We start from the raw sequence: 22,172 nt of genomic DNA, 5'->3' as shown, positions 1-22,172 counted from the left end.
ATCCAGGAGTTCCCCGGCCACTTAAAAACCATCCTGATCTCAAAGGGATACGACGTCACAGGCCTCTAGATAATTAATATCGAAGACACTTTGCTGGCGGTGCCGGTTATCCAAGTAATTGATCACTGCTGAGGCGTTCAATGCCACGCACCACCGACAGCAACACCACTCTCTCCCTCACCGCCACCTCGCTGTCGGCGCTTTATCCTGAGTCGCTGTCAGGCAAAGAAGCGCTCAACTCGCTCGGCTCGCAAACCCTCAACGGCCTCAACGACGGTTCCGCCCTGCCCCTGGCTTCTGCGGTCGCCACACATGTCACCACCACCCTGCACAACGACGCACAAAGTCGCGCGTTCGACGCACTGGTCGCCGAAATCCGCCAACTCCCCGCCGACGCCACCGCCGAGCGTTATCAGCTTGTACTGCGGCCATGGCTCTGGTGGCTTACGCTGGCCARCAACAACCGCGTGTTCCAGAACCTCAGCACCTCAGACATCGTCACCACGATTTTCAAGGCTCACGGTTTCACCGACTTCGCGCTGAAACTCACCGGCAGTTACACCCCTCGCGAGTACTGCGTGCAGTACGGCGAAACGGATTTCGCCTTCGTTTCGCGGTTGCTGGAAGAAGAAGGGATCTTCTGGTTTTTCACCCACGAAGAAGGCAAGCACACGCTGGTGTTGGGGGACAGCAACGATGCCTTCGCGCAGATCCCCAACGGACCGAAGATCAACTACCTCGGCCAGCAAATGGGCGAGCGCGAACTGCACGGCATTCGCTCCGGCCAGGTGTGCATGCAAGCCGTAGCCGGCTTTTTTCGTGCAACAGATTACGAGTTCACGACGCCGACCACGTCGCTCTACAGCCAGGCCGAAGCCGTCGCCGGGCCGCGCTCGATGTACGAGCACCCCGGCAGCTACAACGCCAAGGCTCGGGGCGATACGTTGACCAAGCAGCGAGTCGACGGGCTGCGCAGCCAGGAGAAACGTTTTGTCGGCGAGAGTGACTGTCGCTGGCTGGTGCCAGGGCACTGGTTCACCCTCGCCGGCCATGATGACTCGACGCTGAATATCGATTGGGTAGTGACGGCGGTCACTCATGAAGCCAGTCACGAAAACTACCAGAATCGCTTCGAAGCGATCCCCAAGGCCACACCGTTCCGCCCGCAACGCACGACACCCAAACCCCGCATGCACCCTCAGACCGCCCTCGTCGTCGGCAAGGCCGGTGAAGAAATCTGGACCGATCAATATGGCCGCATCAAGTTGCAATTCCCCTGGGATCGCGACGGCAAGAACGATGAAACCAGTTCGTGCTGGGTTCGGGTCGTGCTGCCCTGGAGTGGCAAGGGTTTCGGCATGCAGTTCGTCCCGCGTATCGGCCAGGAAGTGATCGTGACGTTTATCGATGGCGATCCGGATCGGCCGCTGGTGACCGGTTGCGTCTACAACGGTGACAACGCCCTACCCTATGCCTTGCCGGCGAATCAGACCCAGTCCGGGATCAAGACTCAATCATCCAAGGGCGGCGGCGGTTTCAACGAATTGCGCTTTGAGGACAAGAAAGACGCCGAAGAGGTGTTCTTGCAGGCGCAAAAGGATTTCAAGATCAATGTGCTCAACGACACCACCGCCACGGTCGGCCATGACGAAACCCTGACGGTGCAGAACGCTCGCACACGCACGGTAAAGGACGGTGACGAAACCGTGACGTTGGAGAAAGGCAAACGCAGCGTGACGATCCAGACCGGCAGCGACACGCTCGACGTGAAGGACAGCCGCACGGTGAAGGTCGGCGCCGACCAGACGCACAGCACCGGCGGCAACTACGAGCACCAGGTCACGGGCAATTACAGCCTGACGGTCGACGGCAATCTGACCATCAAAGTGACCGGCACCCTGACCCTGGAAAGTGGCGGCACTTTTTCGATGAAGAGTGGCGCGGACTTCGCGGCTGAAGCCAGTACATCCGTCACGCACAAAGCCGGCACTGCACTGACCAATCAGGCCGGGACGTCACTGACCAACAAGGCCGGCACCACGCTGACCAACGATGCGGGGGTCAGTCTGATGAACAAGGGCGGGGCCGAGCAGACTGTGGACGGCGGTGGCATGCTGACCCTCAAGGGCGGGCTGGTGAAAGTCAACTGAGGAGACGGATGACGATGACATCCAGCAAAGTGGACTTGCAGCGTGGTGACAGCCACATGGACGGACTCCTGATCGATGATCGACTGGAGGGCCCGCTGCACATAAAGGAAAATGGTCGGCCACAGGCTGATCTGAATTACAGCCAGGGTGAACTCCAAGGCCCCAGCGTGCTGTATCACCCCAACGGCAAGGTATCGGCGCAGTTGCCTTATGTGCAGGATAAATTGCAGGGCATTGCCAGTTTTTATGCGCCTGAAGGCTGGCTGCAGCGCAAGGCCAGCTACCGCCGGGGCTTGTTGCAGGGTGAGGCGACTAATTACTTCCCCGACGGGCAGATCGCCGAGTCAGAGTTTTACCGCGAAGGTGTACGCGAGGGGCGCTATCAGCGCTTTCATCCCAATGGTAAACCAGCGGTTGATGCGCGTTACCTCAATGGGCAACTGGTTGAACCGGAGCAGGGTTTTGCCAGTGACGGGCGACCGCTGGATGCCGAGGGCAAACCGATTTCGCGGATGCGCTGGTGGTTTCGACGCTGGACGGATCCGGAGCAGGCGTAGCTGACTCAGGGAATGAGCATCTGCATCTGCCCCGGCATGACGATTTTGATCACCCCTGCCCAGTTGCACATCAAGGTGCTGTTGGCGTCGAGCGCCGGCATATTGCCCAGCAGGACGGTTGGCGCACCGCCGGGGATCCATGGGCTGGCGGTGGCCGGGATGCAGGGCATTGGCGTCAGCACCCCAAGTGCCGCCGCAGTGGCCGCCGCGACCATCGGGTTGGCCAGGCTCGTGCACATGCCAAACGGCATGACATTCACCAACGGGATGTGGTCCATGATGTTCGCCGCTGGCAGGCCAGCGGTCAGGGTGCGATTTACCGGCAACACATTGAGCACGGCAGGTGCCGCGCCGAAACTGCATTGCAGGGTTGCGGTGGCACAGACTTGCGGACAGCCCATTTCAACGCTCCTTACTGGAAGCACCGTTCCCCCTGAACCATAGCCCGCCGTCCCTGTTCCCGCACATCAGGAACGCTGATTATCCTGCAACACGCTAACCTATAAGACCGTGCCGCACTTGTGGCTCCCCCGGCGCACCATTAGATTAGCCAATGATGTCTGGCCTCCAAAATAAGCAGAAGGGATAAGCATGGCGCTTACTGACCAGTCCACCCGTATCCGCTCTGGCGAAGAACTCGATGCCAGCCTGATCGATCCGTATCTCAAGGCGCACATTCCGGGCCTCAGTGGTTTGCCACAGATCAGCCAGTTTCCGGGCGGCGCGTCGAACCTCACTTACTTGCTGGAATACCCGGAACAGGAATTCGTCCTGCGCCGGCCGCCGTTTGGCCACAAAGCCAAATCCGCTCACGACATGGGCCGCGAATTTCGCATCCTCAATCAACTGCGCGATGGCTTCCCGTACTGCCCCAAGGCTTACGTGCACTGCACCGACGAATCGGTGATCGGCGCCGAGTTCTATGTGATGGAACGGGTCAACGGGATCATCCTGCGCTCCGAACTGCCACCGGAACTGGGCCTGGATTCGGCGAAAACCGAAGCCTTGTGCAAAAGCTTCATCGATAAGTTCGTTGAACTGCACCGCGTTGACTACAACGCCTACGGCCTGGGTGACCTTGGCAAACCCGAAGGGTATGTCGCACGGCAAATCAAAGGCTGGAGCGACCGCTACGAGAAAGCCCTGACGCCAGATGCTCCACACTGGGAAACGGTCAAAGCCTGGCTCAACGACAAGATGCCGGCCGATCACCCGACTTCAAGCATCGTCCACAACGACTATCGCTTCGACAACGTGATCCTCGACCCGCAAAACCCGATGCAGATCATCGGTGTGCTCGACTGGGAACTCACAACCCTGGGCGACCCGCTGATGGATCTGGGCAACACCCTCGCCTACTGGATTCAGGCTGACGACCCGGCACCGGTGCAACTGATGCGCCGCCAACCGAGTCACGCACCGGGCATGCTGACCCGCCGTGAATTCGTCGACTACTACGCTGAGCGCGCAGGCATTCAGATTGATAATTTCGACTTCTACTACACCTATGGCCTGTTCCGCCTGGCCGGCATCGTGCAGCAGATCTACTACCGTTTCTTCCATGGTCAGACCCAGGACAAACGCTTCTCGCAGTTCATTCACATGAACAAACTGCTGGAGCAAATGAGCCTGCAAGTCATCCAGAAATCCAGCCTTTGATTACGCTCCTGGCCCAATAACAAGACTTTTCATAAGAGAATCCCATGTCCAAGACTCAGTTGTTCGACCTCGACGGCAAGATCGCTTTCGTCTCCGGCGCCAGCCGCGGTATCGGTGAAGCCATCGCCAAGCTCCTGGCCCAGCAAGGCGCCCACGTCATCGTCTCGAGCCGCAAGCTCGACGGTTGCCAGCACGTCGCCGACGCGATCATCGCCGCCGGCGGCAAAGCCACCGCCGTGGCTTGCCATATTGGTGAGATGGAGCAGATCAGCCAGGTCTTCGCCGGCATCAAGGAACAGTTTGGCCGCCTCGACATTCTGGTCAACAATGCGGCAACCAACCCACAGTTCTGCAACGTCCTGGACACCGACCTCAGCGCCTTCCAGAAAACCGTCGACGTCAACATCCGCGGCTACTTCTTCATGTCGGTGGAAGCCGGCAAGCTGATGCGCGAAAACGGTGGCGGCAGCATCATCAACGTCGCCTCGATCAACGGCGTTTCGCCCGGCATCTTCCAGGGCATCTACTCGGTGACCAAGGCGGCCGTGATCAACATGACCAAAGTGTTCGCCAAGGAATGCGCGCAATTCGGCATCCGCTGCAATGCCCTGCTGCCAGGCCTGACCGACACCAAGTTCGCTTCGGCACTGGTCAAGAACGATGCGATCCTGAAAACCGCACTGGCACAAATTCCACTCAAGCGTGTGGCGGACCCAAGCGAGATGGCCGGTGCCGTGTTGTACCTGGCGAGCGATGCGTCGAGCTACACCACTGGGGTTTCGCTGAATGTGGACGGCGGGTTCCTGTCCTGATTCGATTCGCCGGATGAGAAAAAGGCAGCCTTGGGGCTGCCTTTTTCATGGATGTTTTTCAGCTCATCATGGGTGTCCGAAGCGCCCTGGGCTATTGAGTTATGCAGCGGGTGGTGGTGGTGACCCGAGTCACTTCACCCTCTCCTTTCGCGTCCCCCATCACATCGGTCTTGTCCAGGGTTTCGCAGGTGCGTTCTACAGGTGGCAAAGGAGGTGGTGGAGGTGGCGGACTGGAGCAACCACTGAGGATCGCTACGCAGAAAGCGAGCGACAGCGGCGAAAAAGCACGTTTTCCAAGACTGTTCATAAGCTGACCCGCGGTAAGTAATCGAGACTTTCCGCGACACGACAAGAACACCGCGAAGCCGCGGACCGGTCACAGAAAATTTTACCCTCGCATTTCTTATAGTCCACTCACCGGCCAATGCCAGCAAATTAGGCACTTAGCCTCATTTTTACCGCAAAAAACGACAGTTTCTAAGCATTCTCGCCGGGTTGATGCAAACCATTGCTCTCCAACTCATAACGCAGCTCTTCAATCAACAACGCCACCGCTTGCGGCGAACTGAGGTTCGTGACCTTCAACCCGCTGACCACCAGATCGACCTGCCCCGACGCTGGGTGATACAGCTTGACCGTCACCGAGTTGTCGCCTGACACACTGCATTCGCAGGCTCGGGGAGAAAAGTGCCGCTCCAGTTGATCGCGCAATTGCGTCAGATAAATCATCAAGATTCACCTGCTGGCTGACGGGCACGTTTATCGACTGAAACGCTGTTGAAAGGGCGAAACATGGGACGGTTCCTTAAGCGGTTACGCAGTGGATGCGACAACGGCTGAAAATCCGTTTCGCACCCTGACAGCCTAAGAAAGAGAGGCATGCGCCAATACATGAATTTGCACTGTCTCCACTAGTGCATTTGCACTCTAGCGCTGGCCCTTGGGCCGCCACTCAATGGAAAACAAACCGCGCTGGCGTGCCCAGACAATCGCCTCGCTGCGACTGTGAACATTCAGCTTGGAATACACCGTCGCGACGTGATTGCGCACCGTGTTGGGTGCCAGCTTCAACCGTGCAGCGATTTCCTTGTCAGCCAGCCCTTCGCAGATCAGGCCAAGTACATCGCGCTCCCGGGCCGTCAGATCGGTGAAAGACGCGCCAGGGACCTGGGGTGAGTTGACGTTTTTCACGTTTGCCAGTTTTTCAATCAGCGTGCGGCTGAACCAGGAGGCGTCTTTCATCACCTCCTCGATCGCCGTGACCAGTTCAAGTTCCGTGCGTTTACGCTCAGTGATGTTCATCAATACCAGCAGGTAGCAAGGACTGCCCTGAATGTTCACGGTGTCGGCCGAGACCGCGCAATCAATCAGCCCCGCATCTTTCTTGCGGATTTTCACGTCGACCCGGTCCAGACTCCCTGCGTTCTCAAGCGTCGAAAACAAGCGTGTGCCAATGCCCGAGTCGAAGAACTCAAGTTGCTCCACGGTCTTGCCGAGCACTTCTTCGCTGGGATAGGCGAAGGTCACATAAAACGCTTCGTTGGCGTCGAGCACTCGCTGATCCTCGGCGCTGCACACCAACGTCGGCACGGGCGTCAGGCGAAAAGCCTTGGCGAAACGTTCTTCGCTCTGGCGCAAGGCAGTTTCGGCCTTGTGCCGAGGCTCCATGTCGACGAACGAAAACAGCATGCAGGCTTCTTCGTTCAACTCCAGCGGCTGCCCGGCGACGATCACCTGCTTGCTGCCGCCGTCAGGCAATCGCAACTGGGCCTGCATTTGCGGAATCGTGGCTTGGTCACGCAAACGCTCAATCGCCAGGTTTCGGTTTTCCGCGCCCTCCAGCACATCCAATTCATAGGCCGACGCGCCGATGACCTGATCGCGGGCAAAACCGGTCATATCCAAAAAGCCGCTGTTGACCTTGATGTAACGCAAATCGCTGAGGCGACAGATCACGGCCGGAGCCGGGTTGGCATTGAACGTTTTTTCGAAACGCCGCTCGGCGCCGGCCCACTCGGTGACGTCGTTGATGATCAACACCAGCGATTGCGGTTCACCGGCGCTGTCGGCCAGCACCATGCTGCGCACGTTGTGCACCCAAGTGCGTTCTTCATCGTCGGACGGCGTTACTTCCACCAGCACATCGCTGAAGGTTTCACCCCGGGCGACACGGTTGATCGGGTAGTTTTCCTTCGGCACCGGGTGATTGTTGCGATAGCGCAAGATGAAGCGTTTGGCGTACTCACGGGCATTGGCACCCAGTTCGCTGATCTGCCCGACACCGTGCATGGCCAGCGCAGCATCATTGGCCCAGAGAAGGCTCTGGTCTGGCTCCAGCAGAATCACGCCGTCGGTCAAGCCGGCAATGATCTGCTGCAACTGGCGACGATTGGTCTCGGTACTCAGGACGTCCTGGCTCATCGGATCTCCACACGTTCAGCGGCGCTTTGTGAAGATTACGACCGCACAGGGCTGGGATCGTGCGAAGAACCTGTGTACGGCCATAGCTTCGGTCCAGGCCAGCGCGGCGCACTTTGCAGCACTGAAATCACAGACATGACGCCAGACGATCAAGCGGCGTGCGCTGTGTTTTCTCAGCGCACGTCAGGCGTTTCAGGCCGCCAATTCCCCCTTGGCAATCGCCGCCGAGGCCGCCAGCATCGCCCGCAGCAACACCGCACACCCGGCCGCCAGATCGTCCGGCGCGGCGTTTTCGATTTCGTTGTGGCTGATGCCGCCTTCGCACGGTACGAAGATCATGCCGGCCGGGCCCAGTTCGGCGAGGAAGATCGCGTCGTGCCCTGCCCCGCTGACGATGTCCATGTGCGACAAGCCCAACCCTTGCGCCGCGCCGCGTACCGCTTCGACGCAGCCCTTGTCGAAGTACAGCGGCGGGAAGTCGGCGGTCGGGGTGAGTTCGAAGGTCAGGCCATGTGCCTTGCAAGTGCTTTCGATCACCTCGCGAACTTCGGCGATCATCGAGTCCAGGCGTGCCGGTTCCAGATGGCGGAAGTCGAGGGTCATGCGCACTTCACCGGGGATGACGTTGCGTGAGCCGGGATAGGCTTGCAGGCAGCCGACGGTGCCGCAGGCGTGAGGTTGATGGCTGAGGGCGGCGCGGTTGAGTGCGCCGACGATCACCGCGGCGCCGACCAGGGCGTCCTTGCGCAAGTGCATCGGCGTCGGGCCGGCGTGGGCTTCGACGCCACGCAGTTTGAGGTCGAACCATTTCTGGCCGAGCGCGCCCATCACCACACCGATGGTTTTGTGTTCGTCTTCAAGGATCGGGCCTTGCTCGATGTGGGCTTCAAAATAGGCGCCCACCGCGTGGCCACTGACCTTACGCGGGCCTGCGTAACCGATAGCGTTCAGCGCTTCGCCGACGGTGATGCCTTCGGCGTCGACTTTGGCCAGGGTTTCTTCGAGGGTGAATTTTTCGGCGAAGACGCCAGAACCCATCATGCAGGGCGCGAAGCGCGAACCTTCTTCGTTGGTCCAGACCACCACTTCCAGCGGCGCTTCGGTTTCAATCTTCAGGTCATTGAGGGTGCGCAGCACTTCGACGCCGGCCAGGACGCCGAAGCAGCCATCGAACTTGCCGCCGGTAGGCTGGGTGTCGATATGGCTGCCGGTCATGACCGGTGGCAGGTTCGGATTGCGCCCCGGACGGCGGGCGAAGATGTTACCCACGGCATCGATGCTGACGGTGCAGCCGGCGTCTTCACACCAGTTGACGAAGATGTCCCGGGCCTGACGGTCGAGGTCAGTCAGGGCCAGGCGACAGACGCCGCCCTTGACCGTGGCGCCGAGTTTGGCGAGCTCCATGAGTGAGGCCCACAAGCGGTCGCGGTTGATGTGCTGATGGGTGGATTGCAGAACGTCTACGGCAGCGTTCATGGTGATCTCCTCAGGCAGTTGTTATAGGTTTCTTCAGACGTTTCATTGGTGTCGGTGAGGCCGTCTTCGCGGGCAAGCCCGCTCCCACATTTGGAATGCATTCCCCTGTGGGAGCGGGCTTGCCCGCGAAGAGGCCATCCGTCACACCGCAGATTTCGCTACGGACGGGTCAGGCCGAAACGAGCACAACCCGTAATAAATCAACCCGCCCAGCGCCGACCCGGTGAACCAGCCGTAGCTGTAAAACCAGCTGAACGCATCGCTGCCCAACGACAGCAGCGTCAACGCCACCGGCACACCGAAGGCGATAAACCCGAACCAGTTCCAGGCCGGATACACGTCATCGCGATAGAGCCCGGCCAGGTCCAGTTGCTGTTTCTTGATCAGGAAATAGTCCACCACCATGATCCCGGCGATGGGCCCGAGCAGGCTGGAATAACCGAGCAACCAGTTGGAATAGACGGTTTCCAGGCTGAGGTCCGAGACGATCAAGCCGAGTTTTTTCAGCAGTTCATGGGCCATCAGCGCCAGCCCCACCAGGCCGGTCAGCAGCACCGCCGTGGTGCGATTGATCAGTTTGGGCGCGATGTTCTGGAAGTCATTGGTGGGCGAAACGATGTTGGCGGCGGTGTTGGTGGACAGCGTGGCGATGATGATCAGCGCCATGGCAATCGCCACCCAGAACGGGCTCTGGATATGGCCGATCAACGTGACCGGGTCGGAAACCGTCACACCGACCAGTTTCACCGACGCCGCGGTCATGACCACGCCAAGGGAGGCGAACAGGAACATGGTCAGCGGCAGGCCGATGATCTGCCCGACAATCTGGTCCTTCTGGCTTTTCGCATAGCGGCTGAAGTCAGGAATGTTCAGCGACAGCGTGGCCCAGAATCCGACCATGGCGGTCAGCCCGGCGGCGAAGTAACTGGCCACGCCAGCGCCTTCAGGACGCTTGGCCGGAATCGCCAGCAATTCGGTCATTGAGACATTCGGCATCGCCCACACCAGCAACCCCACGCCCACCGCGACCAGCAGCGGCGCAGACAGTGTTTCCAGCCACTTGATCGACTCGGCGCCACGGATCACGACCCACAGGTTCAACGCCCAGAACACCATGAAGCCGATGACCTCGCCGGTGCCACCCAACGACTTCCAGCCCTCGAACACCGAACCGAGGAACAGGTGAATCGCCAGGCCGCCGAACATCGTCTGGATACCAAACCAGCCGCACGCCACCACGGCACGGATCAGACAGGGAATGTTGGAACCGAGGACGCCAAAGGACGAACGCAGCAGCACCGGAAACGGAATGCCGTACTTGGTGCCGGCAAAGGCGTTCAGGGTCAGGGGAATCAACACGATGATGTTGGCAAACAGAATCGCCAACAGCGCTTCACCGACGCTCAGGCCGAAGTAGGCAGTCAGCACACCGCCAAGGGTGTAAGTGGGCACACAAATCGCCATGCCGACCCACAACGCGGTGATGTGCCATTTGTTCCAGGTTCGTTCGGCCACCTTGGTCGGGGCGATGTCGTGGTTATAACGGAGACTGTCGAGGACGTCACTGCCGGCTTCGAGCTCGTACAAGCCGTCGCGCTCGGTCACTTGCGATCTGATCTGTTGCATGGCCGCTCCACTGTTCTTTGAATTATTTTTTTGCTCATCAAGGGCGGATGGCATCAATAAGCATGCCGAACGTCCCCGATTGCGCATCGGGCAGTTCCATAAAACCTTGCAACCAACTGATGTTTATCAGTTTTATTTATATACCCGCTGAGTCCTCGGTGACTTGCCCGTTCACTCAGGCCGAATGCCAGGCAAGTTGTCCGAAACATCAGGCCTCAAACGGGTGCACCGCTTTTTTTTCAATCGAGGCGCATCAATCATAGACCCTGTTCAAACAGTTGATTTCACATAGAAAATCTTGACCATTTTCCCATCCTGTCAAGTGCGTCAAATTGGTGAGCAGCCTCACCATTTTGGTGATTTGCACATTTAATCTTTATTAATCAACTGGTTAAACTGGCTATAAGCTTATAAAAAATATTCTTGCTGAATTCATAAACTCAGACTAGCTTCAATTCTTGACAGCGTTGACAGGAATACACCTGTTGACGCCGATTTATATAAAACAGTTAGAACCGGCCCAAGCCGGTCATTGCCTGCGAGGAACTCGGAATGTCTCTGTTGATCCGTGGCGCCACCGTTATTACCCATGATGAAAGTTATCGCGCCGACGTCTATTGCGCCGACGGCGTGATTAAAGCCATCGGCGACAATCTTGACGTTCCGGCGGGTGCCGAAGTGCTCGACGGCAGCGGCCAGTACTTGATGCCCGGCGGCATCGATCCGCACACGCACATGCAACTGCCCTTCATGGGTACCGTGGCCAGTGAAGACTTTTTCAGTGGCACGGCGGCAGGACTGGCCGGTGGCACCACGTCGATCATTGACTTCGTGATTCCCAATCCGCAGCAATCGCTGATGGAGGCGTTTCACCAGTGGCGCGGCTGGGCTGAAAAGTCAGCGTCGGATTACGGTTTCCATGTGGCGATCACCTGGTGGAGCGAACAGGTGCGCGAGGACATGGCTGAGCTGGTTAACCATCATGGCGTCAACAGCTTCAAGCATTTCATGGCATACAAGAATGCGATCATGGCCGCCGACGATACGCTGGTGGCGAGTTTCGAACGTTGCCTGGAACTCGGCGCGGTGCCCACCGTGCATGCCGAAAACGGCGAGCTGGTTTATCACCTGCAACGCAAGTTGATGGCCCAGGGCATCACCGGCCCTGAAGCACACCCCCTGTCACGGCCTTCGCAGGTTGAAGGTGAAGCGGCCAGCCGGGCGATCCGTATCGCCGAGACCCTGGGCACGCCGCTGTACCTGGTGCATGTCTCGACCAAAGAAGCCCTCGACGAAATCACCTACGCCCGCAGCAAAGGCCAGCAAGTCTACGGCGAAGTGCTCGCCGGGCATCTGTTGCTGGACGACAGCGTCTATCAACACCCGGATTGGCAAACCGCCGCCGGTTACGTGATGAGTCCCCCCTTCCGTCCTCGCGGTCATCAAGAGGCTCTGTGGCACGGCCTGCAATCGGGCAACCTGCACACCACCGCGACCGACCACTGCTGCTTCTGCGCTGAGCAAAAAGCCGCCGGGCGCGACGACTTCAGCAAAATCCCCAACGGCACCGCCGGCATCGAAGACCGCATGGCCGTGCTCTGGGATGAAGGGGTGAACACCGGACGTCTGTCGATGCAGCATTTCGTCGCGCTGACCTCCACCAATACCGCGAAGATCTTCAACCTCTACCCACGCAAAGGCGCGATTCGGGTCGGCGCGGATGCGGACCTGGTGCTGTGGGACCCGCAAGGTACGCGGACGATTTCAGCCAAGACGCACCACCAGCAGGTCGACTTCAACATCTTCGAAGGCAAGACCGTGCGCGGTGTGCCGAGCCACACCATCAGCCAGGGCCGTGTGGTCTGGGCCGATGGCGATTTGCGCGCCGAGCGCGGTGCGGGGCGGTATGTCGAACGGCCGGCGTATCCGGCGGTGTTTGAATTGCTGAGCAAGCGGGCTGAGTTGAATAAGCCAGCTGCTGTGAAACGCTGAGAGCGGCCTTCGGCCTATCGCGGGCAAGCCCGACTCCTACAAGGGAACGCATTTCAACTGTGGGAGCGGGCTTGCCCGCGATGGCGTCAGCCCTGACAACACAAAAACAATGCCCACCAGAGGCAGCACCTCCATCACCGTGAGGCCAATACCGTGATCAAGACCCTGAACCACCTCCCGCATCCCTATGAGAATGCGGCCGCCCTCGCCGGTCATTTCACCGACCTGGCGCCGCCACTCAACGATCGCCAGGCGCATCTGGAAGCCTCGCGTTGCCTGTATTGCTACGACGCGCCGTGCGTGAACGCCTGCCCGAGCGAAATCGATATTCCGTCGTTCATCCGCAACATCCATCAGGAAAACGTTCAGGGCGCGGCGAAAAAAATCCTCTCGGCGAACATCCTCGGTGGCAGTTGCGCCCGGGTATGCCCCACCGAAATCCTCTGTCAGCAAGCCTGCGTGCGCAACAACGACCATGAATGCGCCCCGGTGCTGATCGGCCTGCTGCAACGCTACGCGGTCGACAACGCGCACTTCAGCGAACATCCCTTCCAGCGCGCTGCCGCCACCGGCAAACGCATTGCCGTGGTCGGTGCCGGCCCGGCCGGTTTGTCCTGCGCCCACCGCAGCGCGATGCATGGCCATGACGTGGTGATCTTCGAAGCCCGGGAAAAGGCCGGCGGCCTCAACGAATATGGAATCGCCAAATACAAACTGGTGGACGATTACGCACAGAAGGAGCTGGATTTTCTGTTGCAGATCGGCGGAATCGAGATTCGCCACGGGCAAAAACTCGGCGACAACCTGACCTTGAGCGAACTGCATCAGCAATTCGACGCAGTGTTTCTCGGCCTTGGCCTGAACGCCAGCAAACAACTTGGCCTGCCCCACGAAGAGGCGCCTGGCCTGTTGGCCGCCACCGATTACATTCGTGAACTGCGCCAGGCCGATGACCTGACTCAACTGCCGCTGGCGGATCATTGCATCGTCCTCGGCGCCGGCAACACCGCCATCGACATGGCCGTGCAAATGGCGCGTCTGGGCGCTCACGATGTGAACCTGGTGTACCGCCGTGGCGTTGAAGACATGGGCGCTACCGGTCACGAACAGGACATCGCCAAAGCCAATCAGGTGCGGTTGCTGACGTGGGCCCAACCGGAAGAAGTGTTGCTCGATGATCAAGGCAACGTGCGCGGCATGCGCTTTGCCCGCACCCATTTGGTAGACGGTCGCCTGCACACCACCGGACAAACCTTCGAACTGGCCGCCGACGCCATCTTCAAAGCCATCGGCCAGGCCTTTGACGGCAGCGCCCTGGCCGACCCGCTGGCCCGCGAACTCAAGCGTCAGGGTGAGCGCATCAAAGTGGACGAACACCTGCGCACCAGCATCCCCGGCGTGTATGCCGGTGGCGACTGCACCAGCCTCGATCAGGACCTCACCGTGCAAGCCGTGCAGCACGGCAAGCGTGCCGCCGAGGCGATCAACGCTCAACTCAAGCTCAATGTGGAGGCTGCGTAAATGGCCGATCTCTCGATTGTCTTTGCCGGCATCAAAGCCCCCAATCCGTTCTGGCTGGCCTCCGCGCCACCCACCGACAAGGCCTACAACGTGGTCCGCGCCTTCGAAGCTGGCTGGGGTGGCGTGGTCTGGAAGACCCTGGGTGAAGACCCGGCGGCGGTCAACGTATCGTCGCGCTATTCGGCGCACTTCGGCGCCAACCGTGAGGTGGTGGGTTTCAACAACATTGAGTTGATCACCGACCGTTCGCTGGAGATCAACCTGCGGGAAATCACCCAAGTCAAAAAGGACTGGCCCGACCGCGCGCTGATCGTGTCGCTGATGGTGCCCTGTGTCGAAGAGTCCTGGAAACACATTCTGCCGCTGGTGGAGGCCACCGGCGCCGATGGCATCGAACTGAATTTCGGTTGCCCCCACGGTATGCCGGAACGTGGCATGGGTGCGGCGGTCGGCCAGGTGCCAGAGTACGTCGAACAGGTCACTCGCTGGTGCAAGACGTATTGCTCACTGCCGGTGATCGTCAAGCTCACGCCAAACATTACCGACATCCGCGTCGCCGCCCGCGCGGCCCATCGCGGTGGCGCAGATGCGGTGTCGCTGATCAATACGATCAACTCGATTACCAGTGTCAATCTGGAGCGCATGGTCGCCAACCCGATCGTGGGCAGCCAGAGCACTCATGGCGGTTACTGCGGCTCGGCGGTGAAGCCGATTGCGCTGAACATGGTCGCCGAAATCGCCCGTGATCCGCAGACTCAAGGCCTGCCGATCTCCGGCATTGGCGGCATTGGCAGTTGGCGCGACGCGGCGGAATTCATTGCGCTGGGCAGTGGCTCGGTGCAGGTGTGCACGGCGGCGATGCTGCATGGTTTCCGGATTGTCGAGGAGATGAAGGACGGCTTGTCACGCTGGATGGACAGTCAGGGTTACACCAGTGTTTCGCAATTTACGGGGCGCGCGGTGGGCAATACCACGGACTGGAAGTACCTCGATATCAATTATCAGGTGATCGCGAAAATCGATCAGGAGGCGTGTATCGGTTGCGGGCGCTGCCACATCGCGTGCGAGGACACGTCGCATCAGGCGATCGCCAGCCTGAAGCAGGCAGACGGGACGCATCAATATGCCGTGATCGATGAGGAGTGTGTGGGCTGCAATTTGTGCCAGATCACCTGCCCGGTGCAGGACTGTATCGAGATGGTGCCGATGGACACGGGCAAGCCGTTTCTGGATTGGAATCATGATCCGAGGAATCCGTACCATGTCTCACCTTGAAGCAGGCGGTGGTTGAATTGACGCCATCGCGGGCAAGCCCGGCTCCCACAGGATCAGTGGGAGCCGGGCTTGCCCGCGATGAGGCCAGCAGCCTCACAGAAAATCTCAAGGCTCCAGCCCGATCCCGCGCAAAATTACACTGGTCACCGTCTGCACCGCCCGCTCGAATTGCATGTCCGATAACGGCTGATGGTCATTGAGAATGTTCACCTGATGATCAAAGTCCGCGTAATGCTGGGTCGACGCCCAGATCATGTACAGCAGGCTCGAAGGCTCCACCGGCAAGATGCGTTTATCGTCCACCCACTGGCGAATTTTCGCTTCTTTCATCTTGGCCCAGTCGTAAAGGCTGGCGTCCAGGGCCTCACCCAATGTCGGTGCGCCGTGGATGATTTCGTTGGCCCACACTTTCGAACCGTAAGGCCGGCTGCGCGAGTGGTTCATCTTGGCGCGGATGTAGCTGCTGAGCACCACGCGGGGATCGTCGAACATCTCGAAGCACAACGCATCCTGTTTCCAGACTTCCAGCAGGTCGAACAGCACTGCGCTGTACAGTTCGGTCTTGGTGCTGAAGTAGTAATGCAGGTTGGATCGCGGCAATTGCACCTGCGCGGCGATATCAGCCATGGCGGTGCCGCCAAAACCTTTTTCGGCGAAGACCTTTTCCGCCCCCAGCAGAATTTTCTCGACGTTACTGCGACGAATCCCGATCTTGTGATTGCCCATATGGGCTCCCCGACACCTGCGTTGACCAAGACTAGCATCCGCTCTACGTCGCGGCGACAGGCTAAAACGAAACTCTGTACACCAGGCTTTCGACGGCTAAACTGACGCCACTTCAAACCTGCCTCCGAACTTGACTCCGAACTTGACTCATAGGAACTCACGATGCTCAAGAAAGCTCTGGTCACCACCGCCCTGCTCTCCTCGCTGCTTGGCGCTTCGTCGGTGTTTGCCCATGCTCATCTGAAAAGCCAGACCCCGGCGGCCGACAGCACCGTGAGCACGCCATCGGAGCTGCGCCTGGAGTTTTCCGAAGGTGTCGAGGCGAGCTTCACCAAGGTCATGCTCAGCAAGGACGGTGCCGCCGTGCCCGTGAAGAGCCTCACCAGCGAAGGCAGCGACAAGAAGACCCTGATCGTCACGCCTGCCGAACCGCTGACGGCGGGCACCTATAAAGTCGAATGGCACGCGGTCTCGGTCGACACCCACAAAAGCGAAGGCGCCTACGCCTTCAAGGTCGGCCAGTAATTCATGATCAGCGCGATGGTGCTGTGTCGCTTTGTGCATTTCACCGTGGTGCTGATGCTGTTTGGAGCATGGGTGTTCAGGCCACTGCTGCTCAAGGGCAGCGCTGAACACCTTGATCGACGGCTGACGATGACAACTCGCTGGCTGGCAGCAGTGGCGTTGGTCAGCGGCGTGGCCTGGTTGCTGCTGAGTACCGCAAGCATGGCCGGTGCCTGGGAAGCGGCGGTTGATCCGTCGACCCTGCACCTGGTGCTGGGCAATACGTTTTTCGGTCAAGTCTGGCGCTGGCATTTGCTGCTCAACGCTTTGTTGGTAGCGCTGCTGATGTCGCCGTGGCGGGCGCACACCCCTCTGCAAATCGGCCTCGCCAGCCTGTTGCTGGCAACCCTCGCCCCGGTCGGTCACGGTGGCATGCTGGACGGCCTCAACGGCCAATTGCTGATCCTCAACCAAGTCGTGCACCTGAGCTGCGTGGGCGCCTGGCTCGGCGGGTTGTTGCTGTTGGTGATGATCTTGCGACAACCGGCAGCACAGCCCATCAAAGCGATTCTGCTGCGTTTCAGTGGTGTCGGTTACGCGTTGGTGGCGGGGTTGCTGATCACCGGATTGATCAATGTTCGAGTCCTTACCGGCGTCATTTGGCCCACACCCCTGTTCACCGGTTTCGCGTTGATTCTGTTGATCAAGGTGGTGCTGATTGCCGCAATGCTGGGCCTGGCACTGTTCAATCGCCTGCGCATAGACGATTGCGAGCAGCGCCTGGCAACCCTGAAAACCAGCGTAATCCTCGAATGGCTGCTGGGGATTGGCGCTGTCGCCACCGTCTCCCTCTTGGGCACCCTGCCCCCCATGATTTCCAGCTGACACCCTCCCACGGTTTCGTCGACATCCGCGACGACCGGCCATGTCGTCGTACAACTTCTAATTGACAACCCGTCGAGGCCTCGCAAATAATCGCCGCCAATGTTGTACGACGACGTATGACAAAAATAAAAACAACAAGAAGTAAGGGAGCGTCACAGTGAGCAAGCTCGCCCGCAATTCGTCCGCCTGCACCCCACGTCCGACTTTTAAACGCCGTCATACCCTAAGCCTCATTGGATGCAGCGGCCTGGCCCTCGCCCTGCCGATGACCAGTCATGCCGAAGGTTTTGCCGATGACGCCAAGGCGACGCTCAATTTGCGCAACGCCTACTTCAACCGCAACTACGTCAACCCGGCGTATCCGCAGGGCAAGGCTGAAGAGTGGACGCAAAACTTTATTCTCGACACCAAGTCCGGGTTCACACAGGGCCCGGTGGGTTTTGGCGTCGATGCGCTGGGCCTGTTGTCGATCAAGCTCGATGGCGGCAAAGGCACGGGCGGCACCCAATTGCTGCCGATTGGCAGCGACGGCCGCCCAGTTGATGACTTTGGTCGTCTGGCGGTGGCCGGGAAGATGAAAGTGAGTAAAACCGAAGTGAAGGTCGGCGAGTGGATGCCGGTGCTGCCGATCCTGCGTTCGGACGACGGTCGTTCGCTGCCGCAAACCTTCCGCGGTGGCCAGTTGACGTCCACCGAGATCAGCGGCCTGACGCTGTACGGCGGCCAGTTCCAGCAAAATAGCCCGCGTAACGATGCGAGCATGGAAGACATGTTCATGAACGGCAAATCGGCGGCGATCACCTCGGACCGCTTCAACTTCGGTGGCGGTGAATACGCGTTCAACGACAAGCGCACCCAGGTCGGCGTCTGGTACGCGGAACTCAGCGATATCTACCAGCAACAGTATTTCAACCTGAGCCACAGCCAGCCAATCGGCGACTGGACCCTCGGCGCCAACCTGGGCTATTTCATCGGCAAAGAAAACGGCAGCGCCCTGGCCGGCGACCTCGACAACAAAACCGCATTCGCCTTGCTCTCTGCCAAATACGGCGGCAACACCTTCTACGTCGGACTGCAAAAACTGACCGGTGACGATCAATGGATGCGCGTCAACGGCACGAGCGGCGGCACTCTGGCGAACGACAGCTACAACTCCAGCTACGACAACGCCAGGGAAAAATCCTGGCAAGTGCGCCACGACTACAACTTCGTCGCCCTGGGCGTTCCCGGCCTGACGATGATGAACCGCTACATCAGCGGCGATAACGTGCACACCGGAAAGATCACCGACGGTGAAGAATGGGGTCGCGAATCGGAACTGGCCTACACCGTGCAAAGCGGCCCGCTGAAAAACCTCAACATCAAGTGGCGCAACGCTTCCATCCGCAAGAGCTTCAGCACCAACGAATTTGATGAAAACCGTATCTTCATCAACTACCCGATTTCGTTGTTGTAACACCGACGTTTTCAGGAATTACCCCACCCCTGTGGGAGCCGAGCTTGCTCGCGATGGCTATCTTTCAGTCAGCAAATGAGTTGACTGAACTACCGCAATCGCGAGCAAGCTTTGCTCCTACAGGGGTGGCTTTCCAGTCGGGAGGTTTAGCGTTTGTGCAGGAGGAAACAACCCTCCGTCCATTTCAACCAACGTCACGTTGACAACACCCGGAAAGCCTTACGATACTTCTGCACAGTCGTATGACAACCTACAACGAGTCAATAACAACAATCTGATTGCCCAGGATTCCCCATGACGACCACTTCAACCGCCCGCTCCCCTTTCAATCGCCTGCTGCTGACCGGCGCCGCCGGTGGCCTGGGTAAAGTCTTGCGCGAAACCTTGCGCCCTTACGCCAATGTCATTCGCCTGTCGGACATCGCCGACATCGCCCCGGCTATTGATGACCGTGAAGAAGTCGTGCCGTGCGACCTCGCCGACAAGCAAGCGGTGCATCAACTGGTCGAAGGCGTGGACGCGATCCTGCACTTCGGTGGCGTGTCGACCGAGCACTCGTTCGAGCAGATCCTCGGCGCCAACATCTGCGGCGTATTCCACATCTATGAAGCGGCACGCCGTCATGGCGTCAAGCGAGTGATCTTCGCCAGCTCCAACCACGTCATCGGCTTCTACAAGCAGGACGAAGTCATCGACGCCCGCTCGCCTCACCGTCCGGACAGCTATTACGGTTTGTCCAAATCCTAYGGCGAAGACATGGCCACCTTCTACTTCGATCGCTATGGCATCGAAACCGTCAGCGTGCGGATCGGCTCTTCGTTCCCGGAACCGCACAACCGCCGGATGATGAGCACCTGGCTGAGCTTCGGCGACCTGACCCAATTGCTCGAACAAGCCTTGTACACCCCGAATGTCGGCCACACCGTGGTCTACGGCATGTCCGACAACAAGGACATCTGGTGGGACAACCGCTACGCTGCGCACCTGGGCTATGCCCCGAACGACACTTCCGAAGTGTTCCGCGAAAAAGTCGAAACCCAGCCGATGCCAGCCGCCGATGATCCGGCCCGTGTCTACCAGGGCGGCGCCTTTTGCGCGGCCGGCCCGTTTGGTGACTGACGCCCTGCTCCCCGGTTGAACCCCACTACAAAAACCCAAGGGAATGAGGCGCCATGCAAGCCGAATTGATTGTCGATGCCCGTAACGCCGTCGGTGAATGCCCGGTGTGGGTCCACGAGGAAAACGCCCTGTACTGGGTGGATATTCCTGCCGGGAGCCTGCAACGCTGGAGTGCCGCTAGCGGCGATGTCCATACGTGGACAGCACCGGAGATGCTCGCGTGCATCACCCGCCACCGCGACGGTGGCTGGGTGGCCGGGATGGAAAGCGGTTTTTTCCATTTGCACACGCACAACGACGGCAGCCTCGACAGTCGCTTGTTGGCGCATGTCGACCATGCCCGGACCGACATGCGTTTGAATGATGGGCGCTGCGATCGCCAGGGCCGTTTCTGGGCGAGCAGCATGGTGCTGAACATGGGTGCCAACGCGGCCGATGGCGCGCTTTATCGCTACAGCGCCGGTGAACGCGGGCCACTTGCGGCGCAACTCGGCGGGTTTATCGTCCCCAACGGCCTGGGTTTCAGCCCGGATGGTCGCACGATGTACCTCTCTGACTCTCATCCTTCGGTCCAGCAGATCTGGGCCTTTGACTACGACATCGGCAGCGGCATACCGTCCAATCGGCGGCTGTTCGTCGACATGCAGCAGTTCCCCGGCCGCCCCGACGGTGCCGCTGTCGATGCCGATGGCTGCTACTGGATCTGCGGCAATGACGCCGGGCTGATTCACCGCTTTACCCCGGACGGCCGCCTGGATCGCTCGCTCGCCGTCCCGGTGAAAAAGCCTACCATGTGCGCCTTCGGTGGCAGTCGACTGGACACGCTGTTCGTGACCTCGATCCGCCCCGGTGACGACCAAGATGAGCAGTCTCTGGCCGGTGGTGTGTTTGCCCTCAATCCAGGCGTTACCGGGTTGCCCGAACCTCAGTTCAACGCATGAACCACCGCCGATCACCTGTAGCAGCTGGCGAAGCCTGCGTTCGGCTGCGCAGCAGTCGTCAATCCGGTGAATGCGGTCTTTCTGATGCACCGTGCAATATGGTTTTACGACTGCTGCGCAGCCGAACGCAGGCTTCGCCAGCTGCTACAAGGTTAGTGTTCTCATATTTGGAACCCATTTAGATGACGCCAAAGATTCTAGAGCTCGAAGACGAATTCACCCGCCTCACCCTCGCCCCCGAGCACGGCGGCAGCATCGTCAACTGGACGGTTCACAGCACGGGGCAACCGCTGTTGCGTCACAACGATGCCCAAGCGCTGAACACCGGTTTGCCGGGCAAACTCGGCTGCTATCCCCTGGTGCCATGGTCCAACCGAATCGCCGAAGGCGGCTTCGACTGCCCCGATGGCTGGCTGGCCCTGACGCCCAACAGCCTCACCGATCCGCTGCCCATTCACGGCAGTGCCTGGCAACAACCGTGGCAGGTGGTGTCGCACGCCGTCGACGAAGTCATCCTGCAACTCGACAGCACCACGCCGTTCGCCTATCGCGCCCGCCAACGCTTCCATCTGAGCAAGGGTCGATTAAGCGTCGAATTGCAGGTCACTCATTTGGCCGACCGCGCTGCCTGGCATGGGCTCGGTCTGCACCCCTACTTTCCACGCACCGCCAACACGCAGCTACAGGCCAAGGCCGAGCAAGTCTGGTTGTGCGATAGCTCGAAACTGCCGACCGAGTTGATTGAGCTGCCCGCCGCCTGGGACTTTCAGCAACCGGGCGCATTACCCGCGACGCTGGTCGACAACGGTTTCTGTCACTGGGACGGCCATTGCCTGATCCAGCAACCCGACCTCGGTTATGCGCTTGAATGCCAGGCCACCGGCAGCGACTACTACCTGCTGTACTGCCCGGTCGACCTGGGGTTTTTCTGCATCGAACCGGTGAGCCACCCAGTCAACGCACATCACCTGCCGGGTCGGCCAGGTTTGCGCTTGCTGGAGCAAGGCCAGTCGGCTGAGCTCGGCTTCAGCCTGCAGTATCGTGCGCTCTGA

General features: G+C 59.5%; 19 protein-coding genes and 1 pseudogene. 13 read left to right on the top strand and 7 right to left on the bottom strand.

Annotated features, from left to right (window positions below; all coding sequences use genetic code 11):
* The first annotated feature begins 140 nt into the window (after positions 1 to 140).
* Both AC1D2P_RS06260 and AC1D2P_RS06255 read left to right on the top strand, forming a co-directional pair.
* Entirely contained in the window at positions 141 to 2,150 is a 2,010-nt protein-coding gene (locus AC1D2P_RS06260) for a type VI secretion system Vgr family protein (RefSeq protein ID WP_477811346.1), read from the top strand.
* 14 nt (positions 2,151 to 2,164) lie between these two features.
* A complete protein-coding gene (locus tag AC1D2P_RS06255; RefSeq protein ID WP_477758116.1) occupies positions 2,165 to 2,707 on the top strand; it encodes a toxin-antitoxin system YwqK family antitoxin in 543 nt (180 codons plus the stop codon).
* A gap of 5 nt (positions 2,708 to 2,712) precedes the next feature.
* On the opposite strand, the gene AC1D2P_RS06250 is transcribed toward AC1D2P_RS06255, so the two are convergent.
* Positions 2,713 to 3,108 (bottom strand): DUF4280 domain-containing protein, encoded by a 396-nt coding sequence (locus tag AC1D2P_RS06250; protein WP_046031400.1) that lies wholly within the window; start codon positions 3,106 to 3,108, stop codon positions 2,713 to 2,715.
* Between the two features lie 190 nt (positions 3,109 to 3,298).
* Between AC1D2P_RS06250 and AC1D2P_RS06245 the strand changes: the two genes are divergently transcribed.
* Both AC1D2P_RS06245 and AC1D2P_RS06240 read left to right on the top strand, forming a co-directional pair.
* Positions 3,299 to 4,366 carry a phosphotransferase family protein gene (locus AC1D2P_RS06245; RefSeq protein WP_477758115.1) on the top strand — a complete coding sequence of 356 codons (1,068 nt, stop codon included), beginning with the start codon at positions 3,299 to 3,301 and terminating at the stop codon, positions 4,364 to 4,366.
* Between the two features lie 44 nt (positions 4,367 to 4,410).
* Positions 4,411 to 5,178, top strand: coding sequence for an SDR family oxidoreductase (locus AC1D2P_RS06240; protein WP_046031402.1), 768 nt, complete (start codon positions 4,411 to 4,413; stop codon positions 5,176 to 5,178).
* Positions 5,179 to 5,655: 477 nt separating this feature from the next.
* On the opposite strand, the gene AC1D2P_RS06235 is transcribed toward AC1D2P_RS06240, so the two are convergent.
* From AC1D2P_RS06235 to AC1D2P_RS06215, 5 genes and pseudogenes are all read right to left on the bottom strand, one after another.
* Positions 5,656 to 5,907 (bottom strand): DUF1652 domain-containing protein, encoded by a 252-nt coding sequence (locus AC1D2P_RS06235; RefSeq protein ID WP_109786129.1) that lies wholly within the window; start codon positions 5,905 to 5,907, stop codon positions 5,656 to 5,658.
* A 198-nt stretch (positions 5,908 to 6,105) separates the two neighbouring features.
* On the bottom strand, positions 6,106 to 7,599 hold the full coding sequence (locus AC1D2P_RS06230; RefSeq protein WP_258666005.1) for a helix-turn-helix transcriptional regulator: 1,494 nt from the start codon (positions 7,597 to 7,599) through the stop codon (positions 6,106 to 6,108).
* A 75-nt stretch (positions 7,600 to 7,674) separates the two neighbouring features.
* Positions 7,675 to 7,755: pseudogene (locus AC1D2P_RS06225) on the bottom strand (carboxymuconolactone decarboxylase family protein); the annotation flags it as partial.
* Positions 7,756 to 7,791: 36 nt separating this feature from the next.
* The gene (locus AC1D2P_RS06220; protein WP_109786130.1) at positions 7,792 to 9,075 is read right to left on the bottom strand and encodes a Zn-dependent hydrolase; all 1,284 of its coding nucleotides are present in this window, start codon (positions 9,073 to 9,075) and stop codon (positions 7,792 to 7,794) included.
* A gap of 141 nt (positions 9,076 to 9,216) precedes the next feature.
* Positions 9,217 to 10,701 carry an NCS1 family nucleobase:cation symporter-1 gene (locus AC1D2P_RS06215; protein WP_046031406.1) on the bottom strand — a complete coding sequence of 495 codons (1,485 nt, stop codon included), beginning with the start codon at positions 10,699 to 10,701 and terminating at the stop codon, positions 9,217 to 9,219.
* 552 nt (positions 10,702 to 11,253) lie between these two features.
* Between AC1D2P_RS06215 and hydA the strand changes: the two genes are divergently transcribed.
* From hydA to preA, 3 genes are all read left to right on the top strand, one after another.
* On the top strand, positions 11,254 to 12,693 hold the full coding sequence (hydA, locus tag AC1D2P_RS06210; RefSeq protein WP_109786131.1) for a dihydropyrimidinase: 1,440 nt from the start codon (positions 11,254 to 11,256) through the stop codon (positions 12,691 to 12,693).
* A 153-nt stretch (positions 12,694 to 12,846) separates the two neighbouring features.
* Entirely contained in the window at positions 12,847 to 14,214 is a 1,368-nt protein-coding gene (locus AC1D2P_RS06205) for an NAD(P)-dependent oxidoreductase (protein WP_477758114.1), read from the top strand.
* Positions 14,215 to 15,489: an NAD-dependent dihydropyrimidine dehydrogenase subunit PreA gene (preA, locus tag AC1D2P_RS06200; RefSeq protein ID WP_109786133.1), complete on the top strand. Its 1,275-nt coding sequence runs from the start codon at positions 14,215 to 14,217 to the stop codon at positions 15,487 to 15,489.
* Positions 15,490 to 15,594: 105 nt separating this feature from the next.
* On the opposite strand, the gene AC1D2P_RS06195 is transcribed toward preA, so the two are convergent.
* Positions 15,595 to 16,215 (bottom strand): TetR/AcrR family transcriptional regulator, encoded by a 621-nt coding sequence (locus AC1D2P_RS06195; RefSeq protein ID WP_046031410.1) that lies wholly within the window; start codon positions 16,213 to 16,215, stop codon positions 15,595 to 15,597.
* 162 nt (positions 16,216 to 16,377) lie between these two features.
* Between AC1D2P_RS06195 and copC the strand changes: the two genes are divergently transcribed.
* The 6 genes from copC to AC1D2P_RS06165 all read left to right on the top strand — a co-directional run bounded on the left by copC (position 16,378) and on the right by AC1D2P_RS06165 (position 22,172).
* Entirely contained in the window at positions 16,378 to 16,740 is a 363-nt protein-coding gene (gene copC, locus AC1D2P_RS06190; protein WP_046031411.1) for a copper homeostasis periplasmic binding protein CopC, read from the top strand.
* Between the two features lie 3 nt (positions 16,741 to 16,743).
* Positions 16,744 to 17,604: a copper homeostasis membrane protein CopD gene (gene copD, locus AC1D2P_RS06185; protein WP_477758113.1), complete on the top strand. Its 861-nt coding sequence runs from the start codon at positions 16,744 to 16,746 to the stop codon at positions 17,602 to 17,604.
* A 157-nt stretch (positions 17,605 to 17,761) separates the two neighbouring features.
* Positions 17,762 to 19,060 (top strand): OprD family porin, encoded by a 1,299-nt coding sequence (locus tag AC1D2P_RS06180; RefSeq protein ID WP_046031413.1) that lies wholly within the window; start codon positions 17,762 to 17,764, stop codon positions 19,058 to 19,060.
* A 294-nt stretch (positions 19,061 to 19,354) separates the two neighbouring features.
* Positions 19,355 to 20,179, top strand: a complete 825-nt coding sequence (locus AC1D2P_RS06175) for an NAD-dependent epimerase/dehydratase family protein (RefSeq protein ID WP_046031414.1) — start codon at positions 19,355 to 19,357, stop codon at positions 20,177 to 20,179.
* Between the two features lie 53 nt (positions 20,180 to 20,232).
* Positions 20,233 to 21,120: an SMP-30/gluconolactonase/LRE family protein gene (locus AC1D2P_RS06170; protein WP_046031415.1), complete on the top strand. Its 888-nt coding sequence runs from the start codon at positions 20,233 to 20,235 to the stop codon at positions 21,118 to 21,120.
* 182 nt (positions 21,121 to 21,302) lie between these two features.
* Positions 21,303 to 22,172, top strand: a complete 870-nt coding sequence (locus tag AC1D2P_RS06165; RefSeq protein WP_109786138.1) for an aldose 1-epimerase — start codon at positions 21,303 to 21,305, stop codon at positions 22,170 to 22,172.

The organism is Pseudomonas sp. P1_F1_2, assembly GCF_056405815.1.
The sequence above is the reverse complement of the archived record's forward strand: the minus strand, read 5'-3'. Positions and strand labels throughout refer to the sequence as shown.